Annotated in this window: 24 protein-coding genes and 1 tRNA gene; 13 read left to right on the forward strand and 12 right to left on the reverse strand. The window is 67.0% G+C overall.

Translation table 11 applies throughout. The annotated features are described in order from the left end of the window. Positions 1 to 881 precede the first annotated feature (881 nt). From FM113_RS10870 to FM113_RS10885, 4 genes are all read left to right on the forward strand, one after another. Positions 882 to 1,994, forward strand: a complete 1,113-nt coding sequence (locus FM113_RS10870; protein ID WP_087014575.1) for a prephenate dehydrogenase — start codon at positions 882 to 884, stop codon at positions 1,992 to 1,994. Then, positions 1,991 to 2,758 carry a (d)CMP kinase gene (cmk, locus tag FM113_RS10875; RefSeq protein ID WP_254908970.1) on the forward strand — a complete coding sequence of 256 codons (768 nt, stop codon included), beginning with the start codon at positions 1,991 to 1,993 and terminating at the stop codon, positions 2,756 to 2,758. Before FM113_RS10870 ends, cmk begins: the two co-directional genes overlap by 4 nt. 143 nt (positions 2,759 to 2,901) lie before the next feature. Next, positions 2,902 to 4,326, forward strand: a complete 1,425-nt coding sequence (der, locus tag FM113_RS10880; protein ID WP_254908976.1) for a ribosome biogenesis GTPase Der — start codon at positions 2,902 to 2,904, stop codon at positions 4,324 to 4,326. Between the two features lie 305 nt (positions 4,327 to 4,631). Beyond that, on the forward strand, positions 4,632 to 5,564 hold the full coding sequence (locus FM113_RS10885; RefSeq protein ID WP_087014579.1) for a DUF817 domain-containing protein: 933 nt from the start codon (positions 4,632 to 4,634) through the stop codon (positions 5,562 to 5,564). Here FM113_RS10885 and FM113_RS18485 read toward each other — a convergent pair. From FM113_RS18485 to FM113_RS10900, 3 genes are all read right to left on the reverse strand, one after another. Next, positions 5,561 to 6,016 carry a DUF4190 domain-containing protein gene (locus FM113_RS18485; protein ID WP_254908971.1) on the reverse strand — a complete coding sequence of 152 codons (456 nt, stop codon included), beginning with the start codon at positions 6,014 to 6,016 and terminating at the stop codon, positions 5,561 to 5,563. The genes FM113_RS10885 and FM113_RS18485 overlap by 4 nt on opposite strands. A 408-nt stretch (positions 6,017 to 6,424) precedes the next feature. Next, positions 6,425 to 7,972 carry an MFS transporter gene (locus FM113_RS10895; RefSeq protein WP_087014581.1) on the reverse strand — a complete coding sequence of 516 codons (1,548 nt, stop codon included), beginning with the start codon at positions 7,970 to 7,972 and terminating at the stop codon, positions 6,425 to 6,427. 282 nt (positions 7,973 to 8,254) lie between these two features. Then, positions 8,255 to 8,917 carry a TetR/AcrR family transcriptional regulator gene (locus tag FM113_RS10900; RefSeq protein ID WP_087014583.1) on the reverse strand — a complete coding sequence of 221 codons (663 nt, stop codon included), beginning with the start codon at positions 8,915 to 8,917 and terminating at the stop codon, positions 8,255 to 8,257. A gap of 182 nt (positions 8,918 to 9,099) precedes the next feature. Between FM113_RS10900 and rraA the strand changes: the two genes are divergently transcribed. Further along, complete coding sequence (gene rraA / locus FM113_RS10905) at positions 9,100 to 9,570, forward strand: ribonuclease E activity regulator RraA (RefSeq protein WP_087014585.1); 471 nt, start codon at positions 9,100 to 9,102, stop codon at positions 9,568 to 9,570. Positions 9,571 to 9,635: 65 nt separating this feature from the next. Beyond that, the gene (locus FM113_RS10910; RefSeq protein ID WP_254908972.1) at positions 9,636 to 10,349 is read left to right on the forward strand and encodes a lysoplasmalogenase family protein; all 714 of its coding nucleotides are present in this window, start codon (positions 9,636 to 9,638) and stop codon (positions 10,347 to 10,349) included. Here the strand turns inward: FM113_RS10910 and FM113_RS10915 are convergent. Continuing rightward, positions 10,279 to 11,196, reverse strand: coding sequence for an NUDIX domain-containing protein (locus tag FM113_RS10915; RefSeq protein WP_087014589.1), 918 nt, complete (start codon positions 11,194 to 11,196; stop codon positions 10,279 to 10,281). The genes FM113_RS10910 and FM113_RS10915 overlap by 71 nt on opposite strands. A 149-nt stretch (positions 11,197 to 11,345) precedes the next feature. Between FM113_RS10915 and FM113_RS10920 the strand changes: the two genes are divergently transcribed. Further along, entirely contained in the window at positions 11,346 to 11,783 is a 438-nt protein-coding gene (locus FM113_RS10920; protein ID WP_087014591.1) for a pyridoxamine 5'-phosphate oxidase family protein, read from the forward strand. A 239-nt stretch (positions 11,784 to 12,022) separates the two neighbouring features. Continuing rightward, a tRNA-Pro gene (locus FM113_RS10925) sits at positions 12,023 to 12,096 on the forward strand. Positions 12,097 to 12,306: 210 nt separating this feature from the next. Here FM113_RS10925 and FM113_RS10930 read toward each other — a convergent pair. The 8 genes from FM113_RS10930 to dprA all read right to left on the reverse strand — a co-directional run bounded on the left by FM113_RS10930 (position 12,307) and on the right by dprA (position 21,473). Further along, positions 12,307 to 13,536, reverse strand: coding sequence for a site-specific integrase (locus FM113_RS10930; protein ID WP_087014593.1), 1,230 nt, complete (start codon positions 13,534 to 13,536; stop codon positions 12,307 to 12,309). Continuing rightward, entirely contained in the window at positions 13,520 to 13,735 is a 216-nt protein-coding gene (locus FM113_RS10935) for an AlpA family transcriptional regulator (protein WP_087014595.1), read from the reverse strand. Before FM113_RS10935 ends, FM113_RS10930 begins: the two co-directional genes overlap by 17 nt. After that, positions 13,732 to 14,298: a hypothetical protein gene (locus tag FM113_RS10940; protein ID WP_087014597.1), complete on the reverse strand. Its 567-nt coding sequence runs from the start codon at positions 14,296 to 14,298 to the stop codon at positions 13,732 to 13,734. Before FM113_RS10940 ends, FM113_RS10935 begins: the two co-directional genes overlap by 4 nt. Positions 14,299 to 14,311: 13 nt before the next feature. Then, positions 14,312 to 14,770: a single-stranded DNA-binding protein gene (locus FM113_RS10945; protein ID WP_087014599.1), complete on the reverse strand. Its 459-nt coding sequence runs from the start codon at positions 14,768 to 14,770 to the stop codon at positions 14,312 to 14,314. A gap of 84 nt (positions 14,771 to 14,854) precedes the next feature. Beyond that, positions 14,855 to 16,630: a type IV secretory system conjugative DNA transfer family protein gene (locus FM113_RS10950; protein WP_087014601.1), complete on the reverse strand. Its 1,776-nt coding sequence runs from the start codon at positions 16,628 to 16,630 to the stop codon at positions 14,855 to 14,857. Further along, the gene (locus tag FM113_RS10955; RefSeq protein ID WP_254908973.1) at positions 16,627 to 17,217 is read right to left on the reverse strand and encodes a hypothetical protein; all 591 of its coding nucleotides are present in this window, start codon (positions 17,215 to 17,217) and stop codon (positions 16,627 to 16,629) included. The genes FM113_RS10950 and FM113_RS10955 overlap by 4 nt, the downstream gene beginning before the upstream one ends. A 155-nt stretch (positions 17,218 to 17,372) precedes the next feature. Continuing rightward, positions 17,373 to 20,321: a hypothetical protein gene (locus FM113_RS10960; RefSeq protein ID WP_087014603.1), complete on the reverse strand. Its 2,949-nt coding sequence runs from the start codon at positions 20,319 to 20,321 to the stop codon at positions 17,373 to 17,375. A gap of 138 nt (positions 20,322 to 20,459) precedes the next feature. Next, on the reverse strand, positions 20,460 to 21,473 hold the full coding sequence (gene dprA, locus FM113_RS10965; RefSeq protein WP_176387182.1) for a DNA-processing protein DprA: 1,014 nt from the start codon (positions 21,471 to 21,473) through the stop codon (positions 20,460 to 20,462). On the opposite strand from dprA, the gene FM113_RS18170 reads away from it, so the two are divergent. The 5 genes from FM113_RS18170 to FM113_RS10990 all read left to right on the forward strand — a co-directional run bounded on the left by FM113_RS18170 (position 21,436) and on the right by FM113_RS10990 (position 26,679). Then, positions 21,436 to 23,079, forward strand: coding sequence for a glycosyltransferase (locus tag FM113_RS18170; RefSeq protein ID WP_254908974.1), 1,644 nt, complete (start codon positions 21,436 to 21,438; stop codon positions 23,077 to 23,079). The genes dprA and FM113_RS18170 overlap by 38 nt on opposite strands. Before the next feature lie 89 nt (positions 23,080 to 23,168). Beyond that, complete coding sequence (locus tag FM113_RS10975) at positions 23,169 to 23,558, forward strand: hypothetical protein (RefSeq protein ID WP_140393345.1); 390 nt, start codon at positions 23,169 to 23,171, stop codon at positions 23,556 to 23,558. An 83-nt stretch (positions 23,559 to 23,641) separates the two neighbouring features. Further along, entirely contained in the window at positions 23,642 to 24,982 is a 1,341-nt protein-coding gene (gene nhaA, locus FM113_RS10980; RefSeq protein WP_087014609.1) for a Na+/H+ antiporter NhaA, read from the forward strand. Positions 24,983 to 25,264: 282 nt separating this feature from the next. Then, the gene (locus FM113_RS10985) at positions 25,265 to 26,353 is read left to right on the forward strand and encodes a tyrosine-type recombinase/integrase (RefSeq protein WP_087014611.1); all 1,089 of its coding nucleotides are present in this window, start codon (positions 25,265 to 25,267) and stop codon (positions 26,351 to 26,353) included. Then, positions 26,350 to 26,679 carry a helix-turn-helix transcriptional regulator gene (locus FM113_RS10990; protein ID WP_087014612.1) on the forward strand — a complete coding sequence of 110 codons (330 nt, stop codon included), beginning with the start codon at positions 26,350 to 26,352 and terminating at the stop codon, positions 26,677 to 26,679. The genes FM113_RS10985 and FM113_RS10990 overlap by 4 nt, the downstream gene beginning before the upstream one ends. Positions 26,680 to 26,730: the final 51 nt, after the last annotated feature.

The raw sequence follows: 26,730 nt of genomic DNA on the forward strand, positions 1-26,730 counted from the left end.
GGGTCGCGTGACGGTGGTTTCGACCGGTCGGGCGGATCGCGTGACGGTGGGCGTGATGGTGGTTTCGATCGTTCGCGCGGGTCGCGTGACGGTGGTTTCGATCGTTCGCGCGGCGGGCGCGATGCGGGCCGCGAGGGCGGCTTCGATCGTTCGCGCGGCGGGCGCGACGGTGGTTTCGACCGGTCGGGCGGATCGCGTGACGGTGGCCGCGAGGGTGGCTACGATCGTTCGCGTGGTGGTCGCGACGGCGGCTCGTCCTACGGCGGGCGTGACACGGGGGCCCGCGGATTCCGTGAGGGTGGCCGCGATGGCGGCCGCGACGGCGGATACCGTGGCGGGCGCGATAGTGATGCCCGGAGCGGCGGTGCCCGGAGTGGTGGCGCACGCGATTCAGGATTCCGCGGCACCCGTGACGGCGGTTTCGATCGTTCGCGCGACAACCGTTCTGGCGGATCCCGCGACGGTGGGTCTCGCGACGGTGGATTCCGCGGCGGCCGTGACGACAACTCTCGGGGATCCCGCGACGGTGGCTACGACCGTGGCCGACCCAGCGATTCCCGCGGTGGGCGTGACAGCGGCCGCGACGGCGGCTTTGGCCGCTCGCGCGACGAGCGTGGCGACGCACGCGGCGGCTTCCGCGGCAACCGCGATGGCGGGGCCGACCGCTCCCGCGGTGAGCGAGGCGATGCTCGTGGCGGCCGTGACTTCGGCGGTGCCCGTGGATCCCGCGACAGTGGCTCCCGCGACAGTGGCTCCCGTGACAGTGGTTCACGCGGCGAGGGCTCCCGTGACAGTGGCTCGCGTGGCGACCGCGGACCGCGCGGCGGCGGCCGCGATGGCGGATCCCGCGGCCCCCGCGACGGACAGCAGAGGCGAGACGAATGGTGACCGACACGGCCTACTCGCCCCGCACCCACGCGGCGCGCACGCAGGGTCCCGTGCACATCATTGGTGCCGGGCTGCTGGGCGCCAGCGTGGGTCTCGGCCTGCGCGAGCGCGGCGTCGACGTGACCCTCGAAGACCTCTCGCCGACAACGGTGGCGCTCGCCGCTGACTACGGTGCCGGGCGGGTCCGCTCAGCGGAGGATCCCGCGCCCGCGCTTGTTGTCGTGGCAACCCCGCCAGACGTGGCCGCGGACGCGGTCGAACGCGCGCTCCGCGCCTTCCCGGACGCTGTCGTGACCGACGTGACAAGCGTCAAGCTCGCGCCGTTCTTGGAGCTCACCCGCCGTGGCGTGGACCTCACGAACTATGTTGGCTCGCACCCGATGGCCGGGCGAGAGCGCGGCGGTGCCATCATGGCGCGCGCCGACCTCTTTGTTGCGAGGCCCTGGGTGATCTGCCGCGACGAGGCAACTCCCGCGGCGGCGCTCGCGCTTGTCGAGGACGTGGCCTTGGACCTGGGCGGCGTGCTCATCGAGATGACACCGGAAGAACACGACCGGGCCGTTGGCCTCGTGTCCCACCTCCCGCAGGTCGTGTCGAGCCTGCTCGCGGCCCGGCTCGTGCCCGCCACCGAGCAAGCCATTGGGCTCGCCGGAGGTGGCCTGCGCGATACGACGCGCGTCGCCGCAAGCGATCCCGAACTCTGGATTCAGATTCTCGGGGCAAACCGTGAACCAGTGGTCGAGCTGCTCGACGCGATCGGGGCCGACATTGCCGCCTTCGCTGACGCGCTCCGCGATCCCGCGCAACCGGGCGCGAAGCGCCGCATCGCCGACCTGCTCGCCGCAGGAAACAGTGGCGTCAGCCGGATCCCCGGCAAGCACGGCTCATCCGAGCGATTCACAACGATTACGGTCCTCATCGACGATACGCCCGGCCAATTGGGGCTCCTGCTCACCGAACTCGGAGAACTGGGCATTAACATGGAAGACTTGCGCCTTGAGCACTCGCCGGGCGCACAAATAGGCTTTGCGGAGATCGCGGTGCTGCCGGAGGTCGCTGAACGGGCGATCTCCGATCTCACCGAACGGGGATGGAGGACACTGTGACACACGCTGCACTCGGGGCAACCCCCGGATCCGGCACCGCTGCACCGCTCCTCGTCGCCATCGATGGCCCCGCGGGCAGTGGTAAATCGAGCGTGTCCCGCACGGCTGCCGAGCAGCTCGGGTTCGGGATCCTCGACACCGGTGCCGCGTACCGCTCACTCGCGTGGACGGGGCGCCGCCTGGGGCTCGACCTCGACAACGCGGCGGCAATGGAAAACCTGCTCGACGCATGGCAGTACCGGATCACCCTGCGCGGCACCCAGCAGGTCACCGTCGCCGTGGCCGGGGGATTGGCTGCCGCAGACCCCGAGCTTGAATCCCCGGTGGATGTCACCGCCGCGATCCGCGAGCACGAGGTCAGCGGGCAGGTCAGCCGCGTCTCGAAGCACCCGATGGTGCGGGAGCGCCTGAACGCAATGTTCCGTCGCACGGTCGCGGAATCCGGCCTGCCGGGCGTCGTGATCGAGGGCCGCGACATCACCACGGTTGTCGCCCCCGACGCCCCCGTGCGGATCCTGCTCACCGCCTCACCCGAGGTGCGAGCCACCCGTCGAGCCGGGGAACTCCCCGGACTCACCCCCGAGCAGGTCCTCGCGGATCTGCAAGCGCGCGACGCGAAGGACGCCCTCGTGGTCGACTTCATCACCCCCGCCCCGGGGGTCACGCTCGTAGACACGAGCGACCTGAACTTCGAGCAGTCGGTGCAGGCTGTTATCGATATCGTACGAGCGGCGCAGAACGCTGCGGAAGAGAGCACAGTATGAGCACGGAGCAGAACGGCGCAGTGAACGCCGACGCGAACGAGGCGGAGGTGTTCGATCCCGCAGCGATCGATGCGTCCGAGGTGATTGCCGGCGAGGGCTTCAGCCCCGAGGGTGACGACTACACCGTGACCGACGAGGAGCGGATGCGCGCCATGCGCTCCAACCTTGACGGCTTCGATCTCGAAGAAGATGACCTTGTCATCGTGAACGAGGACGGCGAGTTCCTCGGCTTCACCGAGGCACCCGCTGAGGCGCTCCCGGTTGTCGCGATCGTGGGCCGACCGAACGTCGGCAAGTCCGCGCTCGTGAACCGTATCCTGGGCCGCCGCGAGGCCGTCGTCGAGGACCTGCCCGGCGTGACCCGAGACCGGGTGAGCTACCCCGCCGAGTGGACCGGCAAGCGCTTCACGCTTGTCGACACCGGCGGCTGGGAGCCCGACGCCAAGGGGCTCGACGCGTCCGTCGCCCTGCAGGCCGAGGTGGCCATCGAGCTCTGTGATGCGGTCATGTTCGTGGTCGACTCCCGCGTGGGCCCGACCGCGACGGACGAGCGCGTAGTGCAGCTGCTGCGCAGCACGAACAAGCCCGTCTTCCTCGTCGCGAACAAGGTTGACGACGCCGTGCTCGAGCCGGAGGCCGCCCAGCTGTGGTCACTAGGACTCGGCGAGCCGCACCCCGTCTCCGCACTGCACGGCCGCGGCGTTGCCGACCTGCTCGACGTCGTCATCGCGGCACTGCCTGACGAGTCCGCAGTTGCGCAGCCGAAGCTGCAGGGCCCCCGCCGCGTCGCCCTGCTGGGCCGCCCGAACGTGGGCAAGTCCAGCCTGCTCAACAAGGCCGCAGGTGAAGAGCGCGCCGTCGTCTCCGACGTCGCGGGCACCACGCGTGACCCCGTAGACGAGCAGGTCGAGATCGCGGGCCGCGTGTGGACCTTTGTGGACACCGCCGGTATTCGCCGTCGCGTGCACCTCCAGAAGGGTGCCGACTTCTACGCTTCGCTGCGCACCGCGGCCGCCCTGGAAAAGGCCGAGGTTGCCGTCGTCCTGATCGACGTGACCCAGGAGATCAGCGACCAGGATCTGCGCATCATCGACCTCGTGCTTGAGTCCGGCCGTGCGCTTGTGCTGGCGTTCAACAAGTGGGATCTGCTCGATGACGATCGCCGCCGCTACCTCGAGCGTGAGATCGAACAGGATCTCGCACACGTCAGCTGGGCACCCCGAGTCAACATCTCGGCGCGCACCGGCCGCCACCTCGAGAAGCTGGTCCCCGCGCTGGAGGCCGCGCTCGACTCCTGGGACACCCGCATCCCGACCGGCAAGTTCAACGCCTTCGTGGCAGAGCTCGTGCAGGAGCACCCGCACCCGCTGCGCGGCGGCAAGCAGCCGAAGATCCTGTTCGGCACGCAGGTGCAGAACCGGCCGCCCACGTTTGTGCTGTTCACCTCGGGCTTCCTGGACCCCGGGTACCGCCGCTTCATCCAGCGCCGCCTGCGCGAGACGTACAGCTTCGAGGGCTCGCCCATCGTGATCAACATGCGCATCCGCGAAAAGCGCGTCCGCGCGTAGTCTGCCGGGCGCGCCCGCATCGGATGCTGAACGCCCCCGTGGACCCCGTTGGGGGTTCACGGGGGCGTTCGTGTGTGTGGGGCTTGGGGGTGCCGCGGGAAGCGCGGGTTTGTGCGTACCCGCCGGACGTCCCGGGCAATGGCGTACCCGCGCCCAAACTGAGGCAATTTATCGAAAGGGAGGCTAACTCCGGCGAGAACGGCTCCGTCTGGATAAATTGCCTCGGGGAGGGTGCGCGCTCCAAGGGCGCACGCAGGCAGGCATCCCCACCCGGGCACTCAGCCCAGCTGGAATAGGGTATTCGGATGCAGAACGAATCCGTGCCGGGGGAGCAGCGCATGACGCCGCTGGAGCGGACGATCGACCGGGCCGCCCACCGGATTCTAGCGAACGCCCCGCAGCGCGGTGTCCGCGCCGTGCTTGTCGAGTGCGCCGTGTTCCTCCTGAAGCAGGCGTGGGCGTGTGTGTTCGGCGCGCTGCTCCTCGTTGTGATTGTGGCGGCGCGGCTCTGGTACCCGGACGACGCGATCCTGGCCCGCAACGACGCGCTCACGATCGCCGCGGTCCTGATCCAGATCGGCATGCTCGCGTTCAAGCTCGAGAGCGGGCGGGAACTGTGGGTGATCGTGCTGTTCCACATCGCGGGCACCACGATGGAGATCTTCAAGACTGACGTCGGATCGTGGGCCTACGAGGCCGAGGGCGTGCTCCACATCGGCGCGGTGCCCCTGTTCAGCGGGTTCATGTACGCGGCTGTCGGCTCGTACATGGTGCGCGTGTATCGACTGCACCGTCTGCGTTTCACACATTACCCCCGCGTGTGGCTGACAACGATTGTGACCGCCGCGATCTACGTGAATTTCTTCTCCCACCACTTCATCGTGGATCTGCGCTGGGTGCTGCTCGCCCTCGTGGTGGTGCTGTGGTGGCGCACGGTGATGCACTTCCGCGTGTGGCGGGTGACGCTCCGGGTGCCGCTGCTGCTCGTGTTCGCGGGCGTCGCGGTGTTCATCTGGATCGCGGAGAACATCGCCACCTGGGGCGGCGCGTGGCTCTACCCGCACCAGGAGGGCGGCTGGGAGCTCGTGTCCCCGCAGAAGCTCATCGCCTGGTTCCTGCTCATGATCATCTCGGTCGTGATGGTGACATGGGTGTACCCGCCCCGTCCGGTGGACGAGGCGGGTACGGAAGATGTGAGCGGATCCGGTGCTGTGCCGGACCCGGCACCCAGTGCTTAGATCCAGGCGAACGGTGCCGCGAGGAGCCCAACTCCGAGGAACACAACGCCGATCAGGATGCCGATCGCGGTCAGTGCGAGCATGATGGCGTTGAGCCAGATGCCCCAGAGCGTGAGCGTGCGCTCTGAGGTGCCGCGCCGCAGCGCGAGGATACCGAACACGAGGCCGGTGATCGGGGCAATGAACGTCCAGCTACTCACGACGGACGCGATGCCGAGCACGAAGCTCACGATCGAGAAGATGCGAGTCGTTTCCGGGTTCGGGGCCGCCTGGGGCGCGCCCTGGGGAGCCTGCGGTGCGGGCTGTGCCCACTGCTGTGCGGGGTCTGCGGTGCCCTGGGAGGAAGTTCCCGTGGCGGGGAATGTGGCCTCGCCGGGGATTGCAGTTGTGGGCTGGCCGTCCTGGCCGTTCGGGGTGGGAACGGCGTCGGGGAGGATCGCGGTGGTGTTCATGGGGCGCTCCTTTCGAGCATGAGGCGGGTGTCCGGGTGGGTCCCTGTCCTGATGCTTCAAAGGTATGCCGGTACCCCGGTGCGGCGCGTCCTGCCCCGGTATCGTCCCCGTCATACCCGGGTACTGTCCGCGGTCGGGGGTTTCCCTGACTCGTGCGGTACCCGGGTCTGATTGGGAAGTGAGCCGTTCGCGCTGCTGGCATGCAGAGTCCAACGGCGCGTGCGCTCAAACCCCCGGAGCTTCTTGGCCTGGGTGCCGGATCCGCCACCACATCTCCGTGTTTTTCGGGAATCTCCGTGTGGTTGGGGACGCGGGGGAGCAGGCAGGGAGGCAGTCTGGCAGGTGGACGGGCGGTCGGGTGGTCGGCGTGCGGTGGCCTCCGTGACGGCGAAGGCCACCGCGCGCGGTTTAGTGCGACGCTGCCGAGACGTCGGTGCCCTTCGGAGTGATGAGGAATACCGCGCCGGCCACGACGAGCATGATGATGCCTCCCGTGATTCCGGTTGTCTGTAGCGCGTGCGTGAACGCGACACCCGCCTCGCTGGCGAGTTCGGGAAGGCGCAGCTCCTCAGCGATGGACACCGCCGCGCCAAGAGACTCACCCGCTTGGCCCGCGAGCACGGGGTCGAGCCCGCCGGTGATGCCGGAGGCGACGAACTCGGCGCGGTAGAGCAGCGCGGCGATGCTGCCGAGGATCGCGACACCGAGGACGGCCCCGAGCTCGTAGGAGGTTTCCTCGATCGCGCCCGCGCTGCCGGCCTTCTCTTCGGGAGAGCCGTGCATGATCATGGCGGAGCCGATCGCGAGCGACCCGCTGCCCATGCCCACGAGGATCAGTGCGACGGTGACGGTCAACTGCGTGAGCGTGCCGGGCTGGATCCCGACGACGATCATGCCGATGCCTGCGAAACCGATGCCGCCGGCGAGCACGGCGCGTGCACCGATCACGCGGGCGAGCGGGGGTGCGAGGAGCGACGCGATGGCACCCGAGATCGCGATCGGAATGAGGCGCGCACCGGCCTCCATGGGTGAGGCACCGTCGACAAGCTGCAGCCACTGCGCAATGAGGAGCAGGGCCGCGATCATCGCGAAGGTGGAGCCAAGTGCGGCGATCACGCCCGCGGAGAATGCCCGGTTGCGGAACAGTTTGAGATCGAGCAGCGGAGAGTCGCTGCGGATACAGCGGAGCACGAACCACGCGAGCAGTGCCGCGCCGGCGGCGAACGCGATGAGCGCCTCGGGGACGAAGAACGTCGCCTCCTTGCCGAAGGTCTTGATGGCCCACACAAGCAGGGTCATGCCCACGAGTGACAGGAGCGCGGCGAAGGCGTCCCAGCGGCCGGGGTTCGAAACGCGCGATTCGGGCAGGATGATGATGCCCGCGATCACGGCGACAAACATCAGCGGCACGTTCACCAGGAACGCGGCGTGCCAGGAGAAGTGCTCGAGCAGGAAACCGCCGATGAGCGGCCCGACCGCAGCGCCGAGCCCGGACACGGCGGCCCAGATGCTGAGCGCGGTGGCGCGTTCCTTCGCGTCGGTGAAGATGACGCGGATCAGGGACAGCGTGATCGGCATGATCATTGCGCCGCCGACGCCGAGGAGGGCGCGGACGCCAATCACGGATTCGGCGCTGTTCGCAAACAGGATCAGGAGCGAGGCCCCGCCGAAGATCGTGTAGCCGAGCATCAGCATGCGTTTGCGGCCCCAGCGATCCGCGATCGCCGCGAAGGAGACGAGCAGTCCCGCGAGCACAAGCGAATACACGTCGATGATCCAGAGCTGCTGATCCGAGGTTGGGTGTAGCTCGGCGGCCATCTCGGGCAGCGCGATGTTGAGAATTGTCATGTCCATCGTGATCACGAGCAAGCTCGCGGTGAGCACGGCGACGGCCGCCCATCGGCGGCCGCGGCTGAGGAGCTGCGCGGGGGCCTGGGGTACGGGAGGGGTGGACATGGGTCCTACCTTTCGGTGTTCGGGTGGTGACGGATCGTGGTGGGTGAGGTGTGTATGAGGGAGAAGGCTGCGAGGCCGGTCGGAGGGTGTGGGATCGGAGCCTGAGCTGCAGGTGAGTCGAGCGTGCCGTTCTCCGGGGTGGTGATGCGCTGAACCCGGGGTGGGTGGGAGCCAGGGAGCGGTCGCTGAGCGGAGGCTGCTGGGGTGTGCGGCAGGCGCTGATCCTGGAACGGAGGAGGGCGGTGGCGCGGAGGGGCGGTGGTGCGAAAGGCGGTGGTGCGGCTACGCTCTGGGATCCGGTGCGTGCCGCGATCCAGAGTCTGCGGTGAGATCCGGCCGGTCCTCCGGCCGTCGGTCTCGGGCGGCCCGATCCGCATCGCCGGTGGCGCCCACGAGGGCACAGAACACTCGGGTCAGGTGCGCGTGGTCGAGCGGCTCGTCGTGCAGGCCAGCGTGGATCGTGGCACCGTCGAGATAGACGGACAGCGCGAGCGCGGCGTCGGCACCGATGGGTCCAGTGAGCATCTCGATCAGGCGGTCGTTCCAGCGGAGCGCGAGGGCGCGGAGCCGCGGATCGGTGGTGCCGCTTGTCATGAGCGCGATGTCGGAGAGTACGGCGCGGCGATCCTGCAGAAAGGTGAGGACCTCGGCGGCGGCCCGGGACGGATCGCGGGCGAAGTCCGCGGCGAAGGGCTCGATCGCGGCGAGCGACTCGTCGATCTCGTCGGCGAGCTGCTGCAGGGCGGCGTCGCGGAGCTCGTCGATCGACGCGAAGTGCTGCGTGGTGGAGCCCAGCGGCACCCCGGCGCGGGCGGCGATGGCGCGGTGGGTGAGGGCTGCGGGACCGTGCTCGGCTGCGAGCTCGGCGGCGGCGGCGAGGATCTCGCGGCGGCGGCCCTCGGGGTCCCGGCGGCGCGGGGTCGTGGCATCGCGTGACTCGGCCATGCGCTGCTCCTCTCCCGTGTCACCGTAAGTGTACTTTTGTACATGTACTTTTGTACATTAACTTGCTGTGTGACGCAAGGTGTCGACTGTGCAGAGAAATCGTCCCGTTTGTCAGACGTTGCCGGTAGCGTGGTTCGTGTCCGGCAGCCGCGCCGCGGCACAGCCCGAGGAGGAAACCTGACATGGCTCAGATCAGCACGGCCGACCTGTACGACGAACGTGGGGACCAGCTGCAGTCCGTCGCGCTCCAGTTCCAGGACATCGGGGGCATGAGCGGCTTCACCGGTACGGTGCGCACGGTCCGCTGCTTCCAGGACAACGCGCTGCTCAAAGAACTCCTCAGCACGCCCGGCGACGGCGCTGTGCTCGTCATTGACGGTGCCGGATCCCTCGCCACCGCGCTCGTGGGCGACATCATCGCGGGCCTCGCTGTCGACAACGGCTGGGCCGGCCTCATCGTGCACGGTGCGATCCGCGACCGCGTCGCGATCGGCACGCTGCCCTTCGGCGTGAAAGCGCTCGGCTCCAACCCCGCGAAGTCCACCAAGACCGGCGCGGGCGAGGTTGACGTCGACGTCGAATTCGGGGGAGTCGTCTTCCGCCCCGGCGCAACCGTGTGGTGCGATGAGGACGGCATTCTCGTCGAGGCGTAGCCGCCACGCACACGCGCTCCTACGGCGGCGGTCCCGGTGGTCCCGCCGCCGCTAGGATCGGCAGTGTGAAGACTCGCATGTGGGCGCTGCTGCCCTTCCTGCCCTACGCGATCGTGTCGATCGTGCACGTCACCGCGCGGTTTGCGGAGCACCCGCTCGACGCCCCCAGTAAGCTCTGGCTCATGCCGGCGCTGGCGCTCGGCGTGATCTGGGCCTCCGCCACAATCCGGCCCTGGCCGCGCAGCATCGTCCCCCTACTTGTCGGTTCGGTGCTGTTCTCCTGGCTGGGAGACGGGGCCAGCACCTTCTTCCCGATGTTTGACGACGAGCTGCCGATGATGCTGCTCTGCTTCGGGCTCGCTCACGTCGGTTACCTGCTGCTCATGTGGCGGGCGCGCGGCGTCGCCGTGCAGCGGATCCCGCGCTGGGCGCTTGTCTACGCGCTCGCCTACGCCGCGCTGATCACGGTCCTGATCCCGCACACCGGGGCGCTCACCGTGCCCGTGATCCTCTACGGCCTGCTGCTCGCGGGCACCGCGGCGATGGCCTCGCGCTGCGGGCCGGTGATCGCGTGGGGCGGGGCCTGGTTCCTCGTGTCCGACGCGATCCTGTCGTTCCGCATCTTCCTGCCCGAAGCGATGCCCGCGTGGACAAGCGGCATGGTGATGCTCACCTACACGCTGGGTCAGGGCCTGATTGCAGCGGGAATTATCGCTGCGCTGCGTCGCCGGGCAGTGGCGGAATCGCCTGCAACAGCTTCTGCGCGCCCCGCGTTGTAGCCGCACCGGCCGCGAGTACGCGGGCCTGCAGTTCGACGTCGCTCGTCACCACGGTCACAACGGCGCTCGCCGCCACCAATTGCTCGACAGCCTCGACGATCGTGTCGTCACCGAGCCGCGGGGCTTCCACCACACGCACGTGCGCGCCGTCGTCGACACCGCGCGCCGCACCCTCGACAACAATCACCCAGTCCGGGAAGGCGTCCACGAGTCCGGGAACCTGCGTTTCGGGGAGATCGAAAAACCCGGAACGGATCCCCTCACCGCTGCCCGCGTGGGCGTCGATCCGATCCCGCAGTCGCACCGCGGCCGCGTGGCGATCCTTCCACCAGCCGTCCGGCACCGATCCCACGACGTTGGCCGCGTCCACCACCACGGTCGGGGTGCCGCGCAGCAGCGGGCGCAGAATCTGCCAGCTGTTCGCAAAGGCCGGGTGCAGCGCCAGATCCTCGACCTCGGCCACCGGCACCCAGGCGAGCGCGTGGCTCTCCGGGTCCGTGATCTCGGGCGTAAACGGCGTCGCGACGTCCGCGATCAGGGTCGTATACGTCCAGCCGCCCCGATCCAGCACGTGCGTGAAGCGGGGCGTCACGGCGTCGTCGGGGACCCCGGCTTCTTCCTGTGATTCACGGATGCCGGCGTCGATCGCGGACTCGCCCTCGTGACGCGCGCCGCCGGGAATGCCCCAGGTGTCGCCGTGGTCGCTCCAGGTGACGCGATGCTGCATGAGGATCGCGTCAAGATCGCGGTCGTAGGCGAGCAGCCCAGCCGCGCCGTAGCGGCCCCAGTAGCGGCCCCCGTCCTCGGCAGTGACCCACGCATCGCCGTTGTCTCGAAGGTCGCTCATGCCTCCAGGGTATCCCGGGGTCCGGGGCTTGCGCCTGGAAGTTCCCGTTCATGACGGCTCAGTCGCAGAAGCTGCGGCGGCTGGGCGCGGCGTGAGTTTTTTCCCGGGCGGGCTTCCCCTCGGAGTGTGGCTCGGGGAGGATGGGGTGCATGGAGACACACGCAAACGGAGTGGACGTGCTCGACCCGAGCGAGTGCTGGGAGCTCGCCGCGACCGCGTCGGTCGGGCGACTCGTCACCCGGGTCGGCGACATCATCGACATCGCCCCCGTGAACTACGTCGTGGACGGCGGCACCCTGGTGTTTCGCACCGCCGCCGGGAGCAAACTCTCCGGGCTGACGGTGAACAGCGCAGTGGTGTTCCAGATCGACCGCTTCGACGCGCGGGGCGGCTGGAGTCTCGTGTTCCACGGCGACGCGCGTGCGCTCGAGTCTGAATCCGAGATCGACGCTGCAGCACAGCTCCCGCTGCAGCCGCTGATCCCGACCCTGAAACCCACCTTCGTGCGGATCAGCGTGGCGTCGGTGACCGGCCGCGCATTCCGCTTCGGCGAGGAGCTGCGCCGCGAAGACGTGCAGCACGGCTGACCGTCGGTGCGTTCCGCGTTGCCGAGTGACGCGCCCGGGAAACGCGAAGTTCGCCCCGTGGTCTTCGCGTGCCGCGGAGTATGGGTAAGATAGAGGGGTTGCCATGATGGTGAACTTCCTCACGGAGGCCTCACGATCGCGATGACAACGGGCTGTGGCGCAGCTTGGTAGCGCACCTGACTGGGGGTTAAGGGGTTTACCCCTCCCGGACGGCCCAAAACAACTGAAAAATGATGCCACGGGCTGTGGCGCAGCTTGGTAGCGCACCTGACTGGGGGTCAGGGGGTCGCAGGTTCAAATCCTGTCAGCCCGACAGAAAAGCCCTGATGAGAAGCAGTTTTCATCAGGGCTTTGTCATGTCTTGCGTCGGGTTTTTGTTGGTCCCCTTCTGGTCCCCTCCGCTCTTCACGCCCTGGCTTCCTAGACGAGTCTGAGCCCTTCGAAGATGCTCGCCTGTGGATAAGGGGACCAAAAGGGGACCAGAAGCGCTTCGAGGCCGTTTTCGCGCTCCGTTCTCCGGTCATCAGAGCCCTCGCGTGGACGGATTGGTGCGTGAGCTGTGACGCTTCTGCCCGGAGGGTGAGAGGAACGCGTTGGCCTGCTCGGCAGCCGAGGCAAGATGTCGATCATCGGGGTGCAAGTACCCCCGGGTGGTTTCCATCGAGGCGTGCCCGAGGATCTCTTGAAGCACATGGAGCGGAACGCCCGCGTCGGCCATCCAGGTCGCTCCGGTGTGCCGGAGCCCATGACGAGTGAGGTCGGGCAGTCCGAGCTTCGCAACGATCGCGTCCCAGTCCGTGGCGTCGCGCACCGTCGCGGTGGTGAGATAGCCACCCTTCGGGCCGACGAGGAGCGGGTCTTCGGGCTCCTTGCCGGTGGTGAGTCGTTCGAGTACGGGGCGGAGGGGTTCGAGGATCGGCACGCGCCGTTCCTTCCGGCTCTTGGTTGGTTTGGTGATGAGACCGCCTTTGCCGGGGAATACCTGTCGGGAGATCACGACGAGGTTCTTGTCGAATCGGACATCCCCGACCTGAAGCCCCGACACTTCGGAGGAGCGTGCGGCGAGGAGTGCTGCGAGCATGACGAAGTCGCTGTAGGGCTGGCCGACCTTCCCGCAGGCTTTCGCGAGCTTGTTGAGCGTCTTCATATCCGGGATCGCGTGCGCCCGCGGTGACGCTTGCTCGGCAGACTGGTTCCTGAACGCGTTCCGGTTGAGGCTGCGCTTGGCACGATTCTTCGCAGGGTTGATCGTGATCAGCCCGTCACGCACCGCCTCGTCGAGCACTCGCACGAGTGGGGCGATGGAGTTCTTGATCGTGGAGGCACCGTAGCGTTGCTCCCACCCGTCGATGGTGCGGTCGATGATGCCAGCGGTGATCTGTGTGACGGGCAGATGACCGAGTGCGGGTAGCACCCGTAGCTTCAATCCGAATCCGTAGGTTTCGCCCGTCGATGTCGGGTCGAGCCCGCGCGCCCACCGCTCTCCGATGGAGGTGACGAACTCCGTCAGCGTCATTGCCGTATCCATGCCTTTGACTGACGAGTTCCGCAGTTGGTCGAAGAAGCTGTGGGCTGCGGCTTCGTCGGGGACGATCTCGGTGCGGATGACTCGTCGTTTGGTGATCGGGTCGGTCCAGCGGGCTCGGGCGCGGATGCCGTAGGAGCGGCGCTCCATGTCGGTAGAGATCTTCACCCCGACCGGTGGCACTGGCTTCGGTGCAGCCTTGGGGAACGGCTCACCCTTGCGTGGCATGGTCGTGTTCCAGCTCTGCCAGCCAAGCATCGACGGCTTCGAGCCGGTACCTGGCGATGCCACTCATTCGGATGAACGGTGGCCCCGTTCCCGCCGACCGCCACCGGGACAGGGTGGACTCTGACACCTTCAGATAGGTTGCGACATCTCGACTGTGGAGCAGCGGCGAGGTGAGGCCTGCCAGGGAGGTGTCGGTCATGAAACTTCCCCCGTCCGGGGATCGAGCGACCGGTAGAAGGCGTCTTCCTCTTCCCGTCGCTTCGCGACTTCGGCGTAGACGAACTCGACGAACTCGGTCTCCCGGTCCTCGATCACGGTGTCATCGACGGATGGAGCCGGCGGTTCGCCCGGCCAAGCAGTCTGCCTGGTGGGGCGGTCGCGGTCGAGGCGTGTGCCGATTCCCGCGACCCAGTCACGAAGCCGGAGGCGTGCGTCGGCGAAGTCTCGATGCCATGCGAACGGTGCTGACCCGCTCTTTTCTGAGTCGTATGAGCAGAGCCAGTGCAGGTGGAGTGCGGAGAGCTCCCACAGCAGTTCGGGGTGGTGATGCCAGAACGGAGGAATGACGGAAGCGGGGAGTCCATAGGTTCGCCGCAGCCAGTGCACCCAGCGGTTGAGCTCTAGCCATTCCGCTTCAAGGTCTTCCGGGCCCAGCAGGTTCCAGTTGATGGGGTGCGGAGGCTCGACCAACAGCGGCCCCTCGAACTCTGCCTCGAAGTCGTCTTCGTCGAGCTCCTCCGGCCCAACCGTGTTCTCATCCATCGCGCGCCCCGTCTCAGAGACTCGCTCGCGATGCTGCCTTGGGCTGCGGTGAGGCGGCAGACGCGACCGCCGTGTCAGCGAGCGCGTCAGGTTCGTGCGAGATGGCTTCACGACGGGGTGACCGATCGACCTCGTAGCGAGTGCGGGCGAGGTCGTGGCCGATGCGCGAGGCGATGAACTCCTCTGCGGTTACTGTTTCTCCGTCCTTGTCGTAGCTGTACTCGTGGACGCGACCGGAAGCGACGAACCGGTCACCTTTCCTGAACCGTGCCGCGGCTTCCTCTGCCGTCTTGCGGAAGATCGCGAGGTCATGGAATGTCGGGTCGAGTTGGGTGAACGACCCATTTGGCTCCTTTCGAGAATGCTCAACCCCAATGCGGGCGTGCAACCGTGAGATCCCGTGTTCGCTCACGGTCAGCTGCGGCTGCGTGGCGATGAACCCCGAGATGGACTGCTGCGTCTGAATGGCCATCCGATTACTCCTGTCAGATCGTGCAACGACACGTCGTCGCCGCTCACCTGACAGGTGCACATCCATTTACCGCTGTTGACCGGGTCATGGGCGCTGTTGCAGCAACTGCTCAATCTCCGAACGATGCGACTGAAGGTCGGCAGCGTCTCGTCGGGAAGTCCACGCATGCAAGCGCGCGATGATCGGTGGTGCGGCGCGCAGCAAGATGAGGCTGGTGCCGAATGGGAGGGTGCGGATCACGTCGGGCGGCATGATCGGCACTCTTCGGATGGAGCGTTGCGCGGTGCGGGAACCGTGGTCTCCGACCGTGGTGGAGTCGGTGATCTCGTCACGCTCCCCGATGAGTGTGGTGAGGTCTTGAAGATCGCGGGAGTTGGAGGCGCCGCCGAGGATGATCTTCACAATCGACGCGTCCCAGATCGCGCCGGCTGCGTTGTCCGACCACTTCTCTCGTGCCTGGGCGAGGGACTGTAACACCGGCATCGTCGTGATTCCCGTGCCGCCGCCTTCCGCCATCAGCGTCGGCAAGGACGGCAACGGGGCAAGGTTCCCGATCTCATCCAAAGCGAGCAAGAGGGGTGGGTCGAGGCGTGCGGCGGGTGATCTGGCGGCGAGGCGTCGGGCGGCTTCGACGAGGTCTTCTACGAACGCGGACACCAGTGCGGCGCTGTTGTTCGCCCCCGCACCCGTCGCGAGGAGGTACACGGTGCCGCGCTTGCGGAGGAACTCTTCGGGATCGAAGCGCTCATCCGGGCCGGGACTGACCGCGTCGAGCACACGCGGGTCAGCGAGTGCCGCCAACGACAGCGAGACGCCTTGCCAGATGGAGTCGCGGGTTCTCGGGTCTGCGTCGATCATGGCCTGCAAGGAGTCCGCCCACCCGGTTGCGGCGTTCGTGTTCGCGGTGAGGATCGCGACCGCATCCGATGCTGCCACCGGGTCGAGTGTCCACCGGAACAACTCGGCCGGAGAACGGTGATCCAACGCCGCAGCATGTAGGAGAGCTTGGAGTGCGGTGCGGGTTTTCCCTTCCCAGAAGTCCCCGCCTTCGACACCTCCGGCGGATAGGCCGGTGCCGGCGGCGAGGCCGGTGGCGCGGATCATCGCGGTCAACGGGTCCTCGCACCCTCGGATCGGCGACCAGCGGAGTCCTGCGGGGACGCCTTCGGCGAGGTGCTGCGGGTCGAACACGGCCACGGGGCGGTCGTCGGTGCCGCGGGCTGTGAGGGTGGCGGTGAGGTTGTCGGGGCGGGTGGAAGTGGTAACGACCGAGCCGGGGGCATCGAGGATCGCGTTGATCACCACGTGCAGGCCCTTTCCCGAGCGGGGTGGCCCGATCAGCAGGATCGAGTCCTCCACGCTCGCCCACACATTCACACCCCGAGACGCACCAAGGAGATAGCCCACGTCTCCGACCGTCGGGTTCTGGATTGACGGGCGGAGCTGTCCGGCGCGACGCAGCAGTGACCTCTCTGATGTAGCTGTGGTCACGTCGGTGCGGGTGGCGATTCCAGCGATCCGGTACGGGTCGACCTTCGTGCGCCGGGCCTGTTCCCGGAGCGTCCGCCAGACCCACCAGCCCGCCGCCCCGACCGCGATGATCAAGGCGCCTGCGACGATCCAGTAGACGACGGCGTTGAGCTCTTCGGCGCCGAGCGCGGCTCCCGGATCATCCGGATGCAGGAGCACGCCGAGGCCAGCTTCGATCCCACCCGTCGGCTGATCGACCCTGGTAACCCAGGCGGCGATAGTCCCCGCAACACGGAGGATGACCGCGAGGGCTGCGGCGGTGATGAGGGCGATGATGCCGAGGTTCGCCAGCTCGTCCCCGAGTGCCCCACCTTGCCTGGGGGTGCTCATTGGATTCTGCCGATGGTGAGGGTGCCGGAGACGCGGCCAAGGAGGATCACTTCACCCACCACCGCTACAGCCGCCTGCTCCGCAGTGAGCAGTGCGCGGGCGGTGCCGTCACCGCTGGCATCTGTATGAGCGTGGATGATCGCAACGGCGACATCCTCACCCGGCACGAATCCCGACCCCACCACCTGATGCAGCACCGGCGGGGCCGCGCTGAATGCCGGCGGAGCGACGGTTGCCCTGGTTGGAGTTTCCCACGGTGTCGGTGCGGGTCGTTCGCGGGGTGGGGTGATGATGTCGGTGAACGTCGACCCGTCTGCCTCCCGCACCTGGACCCGCAGCGGCGTCCGGTCACGGGCGGTGAGGGTGTCGAGGATCGCCGGGAACGACTCGCGCCGCCATGCAGGCGCGAACGGCTCCGGCAGATAAGGAACCCCATTCACCGTGACTGTCATCGCCCCGTCGCCGTCGATGGTGAACTCCACGACCGGCACCGTCACCGGGCCGCCCGGTTCAGGTGTCGGCGTCTTCTGCGATTTCGGCGGCTGGTGGTCAGGGTGGGTGCGGCGGTAGCGCGGCTTCGGCGTCACAGAGAGTCCTTCCAAACGGGTGCAGTGGTGTCGCCATGCAGGTGCGCCTGAAGAGTCCCGGGCGCGGAAAAGTGGGAGGGCACGAACCTGGGGGTGGTTCGTGCCCTCCCGTGCTGACCTGCCGTGTTGGGGGTGCCAGCAGATCAGCAGCTTCGTTAGTCCTCCTTTGCTTCCTCGAACTGGGTCTTGAACTCCTCGAACGTCAGGTCCTCTTCACGGACATGGCCGTTGCGTTCGCGGGCGATCGCGAGGCGACGCCCGAACAGCAGCCCCCCACCCGTCGCCGCAGCGATCAGCCCCCCGGCGAGGCCGAGCGGCCACCAGTCACCACCACCGGTGTGCGCGAGCTCACCCGGCGTACCCGGCTTCCCGGGCTTCTCCGGCGACTCGGTGACGGTGGTGGTTTCGTCCGGTGCGCCGCAGACGCCACGGTGCAGGATCATGCCCTCAGCGTCGGTGACTGTCTCCACCCAGTAGTAGACGCCCGTCCGGTCGAAGATCACCTCGTCGGAGCGATACTCACCCGGCCCGTCCAACTCGATCACCACCGAGGTGAAGACGAGTTCTTCCGCGGTGCAGGCGGCGGTGTCGCCATCCTGCCGGTACGCCTCGAACCGGAGCTGCGCGCCGTCGGGGACGGTGCCGGTGACAGTCGCGGCATCATGCGCCGGATCACCGAGCGTGACGGTCGGGACCGCGTTCGTCTTCACGATCAGCTCTTCCGGCTGCTCCTTGACGACCGTCGTCTCACCGGGTGCCCCGCACTCGCCCTCAGCGAGCACGTTGCCGTCGATGTCGTAGAACGTTTCGATCCAGTACACGCTCCCCGCCGTATCGACGCTCGTAGTGCCGGAGCGGTAGACACCGGCCTGAGTGACAGGAATCTCGTCGCTCTCGAAGAACGGCACCTCACACACCGGGCCGGTCTCGGCCGGGTGCGGCCCGTACGCGCGGAACACCAGATACGCGCCGTCGGGAATCTTCGTGCCCTGCACGAGCGCCGTATCCGAGAACGGCTCACCGACGAATGCTTCCGGGGTCGCCTGCGTGATCACCGACACCGGCACCTCGGTGCCGGTGGGTGGGACGTAGAAGCGTTCCAGCACATCCGCCGGCGACGACTGGTACGGCTGCACCCGATCATCACCCGCGAACATCGTCACGAGGACGTAGAAGCCGGGCTCCGTCGGCACGATCTGGTCTACATCCGTGTACCCGAGCTTGTAGACCCCGTTCCGCGCCGGCGTCGACAGCTCGGTCAGTACCGGGGCGGTGGTGAGATCGAGATCGTCAGTGAGTTCCGCATCGGTGGTGAAGGGGCCGTAGACGGTGTGACGGAGCTCATCGACATCCGCACCCCAGTACCCGTCACCAGCGAAATCACCATGGTTCGCCGGGAACCCCGACACCGTCACCACATCGAAGGCACGCCCGCCGGGGTGCACGTTGTACTCCCGCATCAACGAGGTCACCGTGACAGGCCACCTGACCGAGGTCGTCTCCACGTTGATGCCATAGTCGTCCTGCCAGTCGGCGGCGAGGTAGTCGCGCACCCACTCCGGCTGCGACGACTTCCGCACCTCCCACACCCAGGTCACAAACCCGCCTGTCGGTGCGACCACCGACGGCGACGTGTAGACGCCAGGCCCGTCAGCGGTGACGGTGACCGTGCCCAGCGGCACAGCAGCCGCATCGATCTCCGCGTCCTGGGTCGGGGGTAGGGTGCCGGGGACTTGGTAGGCGGTGCCTTCTAACATCACCGGAATCGGTGCGCCGTCCTTCTTCAACCAGGCGCCGTTCGAGCTGGACACGGTGATGGTGTCCGTGAGCGCGTCGCCGGGGACAGCGAGACGCTGATCCGCCTCCGACAGTGCGACGGGCTGGAACGGCACCACCGACGTCTCTGTGACCTGTCCGAAGCGGTCGGTGAAGGAATCGGTGAGGTACTTCGCGTGATCTCCGTGGGCATCCTTATCGATCGCCCACACCCAGGTGTAGAACCCCGACTCCGGAGCGATGATCGTGCCAGGCGAGGTGTAGGAACCGGCACCGGTGAGCGTCACGGTCTCCGTGCCCGCGATAGGTGCTCCGACGGGCGGGCTGTCGGCTTCGGCGGGTTGCTCATCGAACGGCCCGTACAGGGTGCCGGTCGCGGTCACCTCAACAGGTGCACCATCCAGGTGAATCCAGGTGCCCTTCGACACCGACACCGTAAGCCCGTCCACGAACGCATCACCCTCAGCAACGAAACGGGAAGCGACCTCGGTGGTGATCTCCGGCTGGAAATCCAGCTCGATCACCGGCGACTCCGCCGACGCCGACAGCCCGGTCGAGGAACCCGCGACGGCGGCGATCAGACGCTGCTTCCCACCACCCGGCGTGACATACAGGCCCAGGGCGGCCCCGTACCCGGCAGCGTCGATGCTCATCGACGCACCCACCTGGTACGACGGAACCCCGTCGGCGGGGGTGCCCGTGATCGGATGCGCACCCGCACCGATCGCCCGCGACGAAGAACCGTCCGCGAACACCGCATCCGTCAGGGTCGCGGTGCCGGCGAGGCCTGCGGGGTGGGTGGCGACGGTGAGGGTCCCGGCGTACTGATCCGCCATCGCCAGCGACAGAGACATCGTGGGGTCGGTGACCGCGTTCACGGCGGCTTCCTGCCGCATCGTGGCGAGGTTCGCGAGAATCGTGCCCCGCTCCGACGCAGGCGCGCGGGCAACGTAGTAGTCGTCACCGGACATGCCGTGCGAGTTGTAGGTGCCCGCGCTCGTGACCGACCAGACATGCAGCGCGACGGCGGCGGTGATGTTCGGATCACTAGACTGCCCCCACCGGTCCAGGACGTAGTTCAGTTCCGCGAGCTGCTGCCGCGACAGGGAATCCAGCGACGTGATCCGCTCCGGACCCGAGGTGTTGCCGTAGGGGGCGGCGGCGTCGAGGTCCGCGCAGTACGCCTGACGGCCGTCCACATCGGTGTTGTACGCGCCCAGGAACGCGCCACCGGACCAATAGCCGACGCCTTCGCTGCCGGCGTGCGCGGGCTGCGTGCCCAGCGCGAAGGAACCGGCGATCACCAGCAGCGCGATGAGCGCGGACAACCACCTCCTGAGCCTGGCCGGTGGCGGTGACCCGGTGACCGGGGATGGGGTGAGTGATCCTGACACGAGAGGCCTCCTGACGTTTGCCAACAGCGACCCGGGAATCCGGTCGCCTTCACACCAGGTGCACCACCACCATCACAACCCCCGACTCGGCCCCTCCCGCCGGGCACCAGGCGGGTTAGCTTCAAGGGGATCGTTCTCGAGCCCCGCCCGCTCACGCAGCCGACGATGCACCCCGTCACGAACCATGTGCAGCAGTTCGCGCACGTCGTCGTACCCGGTGATCACCGTGGCAAGGCCATCGCGCAGGAGCCGGTGACACCCCGCCGAAGTCGCACTCGTCACCGGCCCCGGCACCGCACCTACAGGCCGGCCGAGCTCGACCGCGCGGGCGGCGGTATGGAGGGTGCCCGACCGGTAGCCCGCCTCCGCGATTACGACGGTTCCGGAGAGGGCGGCGAGGAGGCGGCCGCGTTGCAGGAACCGCCACTTCGTCGGCGCCGACCCCGGCGGCACCTCCGACAACAAGAGACCTTGCTTGCTGATGCGGGTGAGGAGATCGGTGTGCCCGGCCGGGTAGAGCCGGTCAAGCCCGCCAGCCAGCACCGCAACCGAGGGGCCTCCGGCTGCGAGTGCGGCACGGTGCGCGGCACCATCGATCCCGTACGCACCACCGGAGAACACCCGATGCCCCTCGTCCACCGCGGACCGCACCAACTCAGCCGTGACGTGCTCCCCATACCCGGTCGAGGCTCGCGCCCCAGTGACGGTGAGCCGTTCCCAGACGGGTTCCGTCAGCAGCTCGGTGTCACCTCTCGCCCACAGTGCGAACGGTGCACGATCACCGAGGGCGTCGATCCCGGACGGCCAATGCGCATCGCCAGGGATCAGCACCCGCATCCCATGACGCTCCGCAGCCGCGATGACTCGCCCGGTGTGTGCGGCGTCGATACGTGGTGCGAGACGCCGCTGCCAGGTATCACCATCCGGCCCCACCGGAACTCCCGCTCCGATCGCTCGCGCGACGGTTTCGGTAGCGCCGACGGTGCGGATCATCCGACCTGTGACGGTGTCTCCGGGTTCGGAGGCGATGGCGAGGATGATCCTCGCGATGCGCTCATCCGCTGCCAGCTCGTTGATCGTGTCCATTGCTCCTGCTCCCTTGCTCGTTGTGCCTGTTGAGCGACAGGTGAGCCTGTGTGCTCGTCGCGAGGCTGCGCCGCAAGAAGCGAACGCTGGGTCACGCGGGGCGCGTGGGGAGAACAGACAGCGGCTGCTCAAAGTCTCTAGTCGCCGTTGTCGCCCGATCGCAGGAGATGCGCATCCTTCGGGTAAAGTGATCCCTGGTGCGTCGGGAAGTCTGGTCGACATTGACGCCGACCGTATCCGGTTGGCAGTTGCGACCGGAGGACACCATGCTTCACATTTTGATCGTGCAGGGCGCGAGTATCCGATTACTTGGCCAGTTCTCGCTGCCTTGTTGTGCAGGTTCTTCAAGCGGCGAGCCGCGACAGTGATCGGGCGGCGAGTCCTGGACTCGCAGTTGCGGGTGCTGTTGCTAACGGCTGGTAGCCGTGGTGACGTTGAACCGTTCGTGTCGCTCGCGTCTGCTCTGCGAGGGGCCGGGCATGCTGTCCGAATATGCGTGCCAGACGACCCGGACGCTGAGTACGGCCCTGATCATGTCAGCCTTGGGGTGAGCTTTTCTGCCCTCGCCCTCGCTGTTTCTGAGGTCGGAGCGATGCGTGCCTATCGCGAGCACATTGTTCCGGCGATGAGCAAGATCCTGAGTCGCGTGGTGGACGAGGCGACCGCATGGCAGCCCGATGTGATCGTTTCTCACCCCAAGTTGCTCACTGTGCCGATCGTGGCAGAGCGTCTTCGCATTCCGTACCTCACGGTCGAGTTGGCACCGGTGCTGACAGCCACAGCCGAGTTTCCTGCTGCTGGCGTCCTTCGCCGCTCGTACGGACCGGTCCTCAACCGGCTGAGCTACCGTATCCCTGCCTTAGGTGAACGCATGTTCGCCACTGATATCCGTGCCGCTCGGCAACGCCTCGGGTTTGCCCGCTCTCAGCGGGTATCACCGTCTGCGGGATCGCTTATCGCGGTGAGCCCATCTCTACTGGCTCGTCCCCTGGACTGGCCCGCAAAAGCCAATATGACTGGCGACTGGCCACGCCAACCTCATCCGGGTGAAGTCTTGGACGCCGAGGTTTCGGAGTTCCTGTCCGCTCCTGCGCCGTTCGCATACGCCGGGTTCGGGTCGATGCGGGGTGGCGACCCCGCATCGCGGGCGGAAGCGATCATCGAGGGGGCGCGGAAAGCAGGATTACGGGTACTGCTTGCAACTGGGTGGGGTGGTCTTGAGCCGCCTCGGCGATGTGTTGGGCGAGATCTCTTGACCGTGTCGTCGGTTCCACACCACCTGGTGCTGCCGGAAGCGTCGGTCGCGATTCATCACGGCGGCGCGGGAACTGTCCACGCAGCATCACGGGCAGGGACGCCGTCGGTTCTCGTTCCCTTTCTCGGCGACCAACCCTTTTGGGCGAGGACGCTGCAACGGTCCGGTCTTACCGGCAAGCCCTTACACCGAGATCGTCTCTCTTCGCAGAACGTTCGTGCGGCGATCGCGGACGCCGTTGGCCGTCAGACCGCCGTGCATAGTGTCGCGGAGCGGATGTGGACAGAGGACGGGCTTGGCGTTGCGGTCGCCGAAATCGTGCGAGTTGCGGTAGGCGGCACGCGGAGGTGACTGGGACTGTCGTTTTCTTGGGCGACCCGCTTCATATTTCGGCGCCATGCGCGACGCGAGAAGTGGAAAATCCCCGCACCCTCGTGTGGGTGTGCGATCTGCGCACTACCGGCGACAAGCGGTCAGCCCGCAAGCGACTGAAGCAAGCAACCGCAGCGATGTTCGATGTGTGCCGGGTTCGCCGGACGGTACGCCATTTACTGGTGGCGTACACAGTCCAGTCATCCTGCTCGGCGAGCATCGACCATGTGGCGTGGACGCTAGCGACACGGCTGCACGCGCAGCTTGAGCTCCGGAGTGGACGAGATATCGATGTCGTGTTCGTGAACATCTCCAACCTCGACGATCAGAAGCTGCTGTCCGACAGAGCAGTTGAATGGTCTTCGCAGCTCGAGGGCCTCGCTGGAGCTGCTGTTCTTGACTGGGGCGACATCAGGAACGAGAGCATTCGTCGAGCCGCGAACCGGGCATATCTATAACGCCGCACAGTAGAATAGGGATTGGCGCGTCGGGAAGTCTGGTCGACATTTCACTGTTTGTCGACTCCTGATCGGATCTGCCTATGACTTCTCGTCCTGCCCACCCCACGCCTCGGCGTTCGCTGTTCCCGAACCGAGGCTCCTATGCCGAAGCCGTGCGCATCGGAGCCTTGCTCCGCAAGGAAACCGTGGGCGGTGTGCTGCTCGTGGTCTTCGCTGTCGTCGGCATCGTGTGGGCGAACTCGCCCTGGGCAGAGGGCTACTTCGCGTTGCGGGACTTCGAGATCGGGTACGAGCCTTGGCATCTGAAGCTCAGCCTTGGCGCATGGGCGGCCGACGGACTGCTCGCAATCTTCTTCTTCCTCGTCGGCCTCGAACTCAAACGAGAGTTCGTCGCCGGAGACCTCCGCCGATTCTCCACCGCGATCGTCCCGGTCGCTGCTGCCGCCGGTGGCGTCGTCGTGCCCGCACTCGTCTATGTCGCGATCGTGGCACAGAGCCCGGAGTTGCTGCGCGGTTGGGCGATCCCGACCGCAACAGATATCGCGTTCGCTGTCGCCGTTCTCGCCCTCATCGGCTCACACCTGCCCAGTCCGCTGCGCATCTTCCTCCTCACCCTCGCCGTGGTCGACGACCTCATCGCGATCACGATCATCGCGGTGTTCTACACCGACAGCATCCAGATCGTCCCGCTGCTGCTGGGCCTGCTCGTCATTGCCGTCTATGCGGTCCTCGCCCAGCGGTACCGGCAGTTCTTCCACCTCAAGCCCGCCGCAGCCTGGCTCGTCCTCCTGCCCATCGGCGTAATCGCTTGGGCATTCGTGCACGCCTCCGGCATTCACGCAACGATCGCGGGTGTCCTCCTCGGATTCACCATTCCCGTCCTTCACCGTCGCCGCGACCACACACCAGACACCGAACCTGGCCTCGCAGAGGTCTTCGAGCATCGGTTCCGTCCCCTCTCGGCGGGGGTCGCGGTCCCCGTCTTCGCGTTCTTCTCCGCAGGCGTCGCCCTCGGTGGTGTCGATGGTTTCCTCTCCGCGCTCGCCGATCCCGTCACGATCGGGATCGTGGTCGCACTCGTGGCCGGAAAACCTGTGGGCATTGTCGCCGTCACCTGGCTCACCACCCGAATCCGGGGCATCAACCTCGACCCCGCCCTGAAATGGGTAGACCTCATCGGGGTCGGACTCCTCGCCGGAATCGGGTTCACCGTCTCGCTGCTCGTTACCGAGCTCAGCTTCTCCGCCACCGACCCGCACCACGACCACGCGAAAGTCGCGATCCTTCTCGCCTCCGTACTCGCGGCTCTCATCGCATCGATCCTGCTGAGCACCCGCAACCGTCGCTACCGCCGCATCGCGCAGGAAGACGCCATCGACGAAGACGGCGACGGGATCCCGGACGTGTACCAGCAGCGGTAGACAGGGGTCCTCTCACAGCGCATGTGAGGATGCTGTCTGTTCGTAAACGGGGTTCCAGCGCAACGCGCGAGGCAAGCAGAACCCTCAGACCTGATGCTTCGTGCGCTGGGAATCTGTCTCTAGACCCGCATCTTCCTGACGATGCTTAACGCTTACTAGGTGTGCCTCGCCCGGACCAGCAAGGCCCTCACCCCTGTTCAAGAATCCTGACGACCCATCATGATTCCTGACAGTTTTGCAGTATTCTTGAAGCATGGTCACGATTCCTGAAGCTGCGGGGCGATGAAGCTCGCGGCGGTGCGGAGCATCGGGACGGCCCGCGGGTGGCGGTCCATGGAGGATGTTGCGGACTTCGAGCAGGAGATCATCGACCAGTACGCTCTCGCGATGGCCGCTGCCGGGCTCAGCGATGGCTATATCGCGCAGTCCAGAGCGGTCGTGTTCGAGTTCCTGCATCACCTTGATGCTCCGCTGTGGCAGGCGAGGCCTTCCGATGCGGATATGTTCCTGGCCGGGCTGCGACGGGCAGGGCTGGCGGTCACGACCCGAGCGAACAAGGCCGGAGCGATCGCGCAGTTCTACGACTTCGTCATTGCCCGCTACCAGAGCGACATCAACGCGCTGACCGAGTGGGTGATCGAGCAGCCCGTCGCCGAGTACAACCGGCAGTCCGGGGCGTCGCTGGGCAAGGTCAGGGTGCCGCCGTCCGATACGGAGATCGATCGGCTCTTCGGCGGCTGGGCGGCCTCCCTCCAGGACGAACGACGCTATCTGCCCGCCGCGAGGAACTACTTCGCTGCGTCGCTCTGGCGGCGGGTCGGGGTGCGCATCACCGAGAGCACGAAGCTCGACATCCGTGATTGGCGACCCGATCTCGGGGCGCTGGGCAAGCTGCATGTCCGGTTCGGGAAGGGTTCACGCGGACGCGGGTCGAAGCAACGTCTCGTGCCTGCGATCAACGGCACAGACAAGCTCATCGACTGGTGGCTCGGCGATGTACGACACCGCTTCGGCCCCGATTGGGACAACCCGGATGCCCCGATGATCCCCTCCGAACGGTTCGACCATGAGCTCGGCCGTTCCTGGCGGGCCAGCGACGACGTGCTCCGACGAGGCCTCGCCCGAGCCACTGAGCGATTCCTTCCCGCCTGGGCCGACGGACGGATGACGCCGCACGTGCTCCGGCACTACTGCGCATCATCGCTATATCTGGCGGGCATGGATTTGAAGGCTCTGCAAGAGCTGCTGGGCTACCAGTGGCTCTCGACCACGACGCAGTACATCCACGTCCCGGGCGAGCACGTCGAGCAGTCGTGGATGCAGGCGAACCGGCGACTGGAACACCGATTCGAAGGGATGACCGCGCAATGAAATGGAATCTGCGAGTCCAGGCTGCCGAGCGCGGCATCTGGAAGTCAGCGGAGCTGCGGCGGATGCTCGCCGACGCTGGGCTGGAGATCAGTCAGGGCAAGATGTCGGGGCTGTGGACGGGCACCCCGACCACGATCCGGTTGGACGACCTCGACGTCATCTGCCACGTCCTCGGCTGCGAGCCGACCGATCTCCTCGTACCTGAACCCGAGAAGGTCCGGGCTCGCAAGCCCAGCGCCCGCCGACGGGAAGAAGCCAACGGGAGCTCGAACGTCGTCGCGCCCCGGTTCGGCCCGAAGAACGACCGGCCAGCCCCGCCGCTATGAGCCCGGCACGCGGCCCGCACGGACCTCTGAGTCCGCCGCTACCCTGCACGA

This window comes from Leucobacter sp. 7(1) (genome assembly GCF_900163635.1).
Taxonomy (GTDB): Bacteria; Actinomycetota; Actinomycetes; order Actinomycetales; family Microbacteriaceae; genus Leucobacter.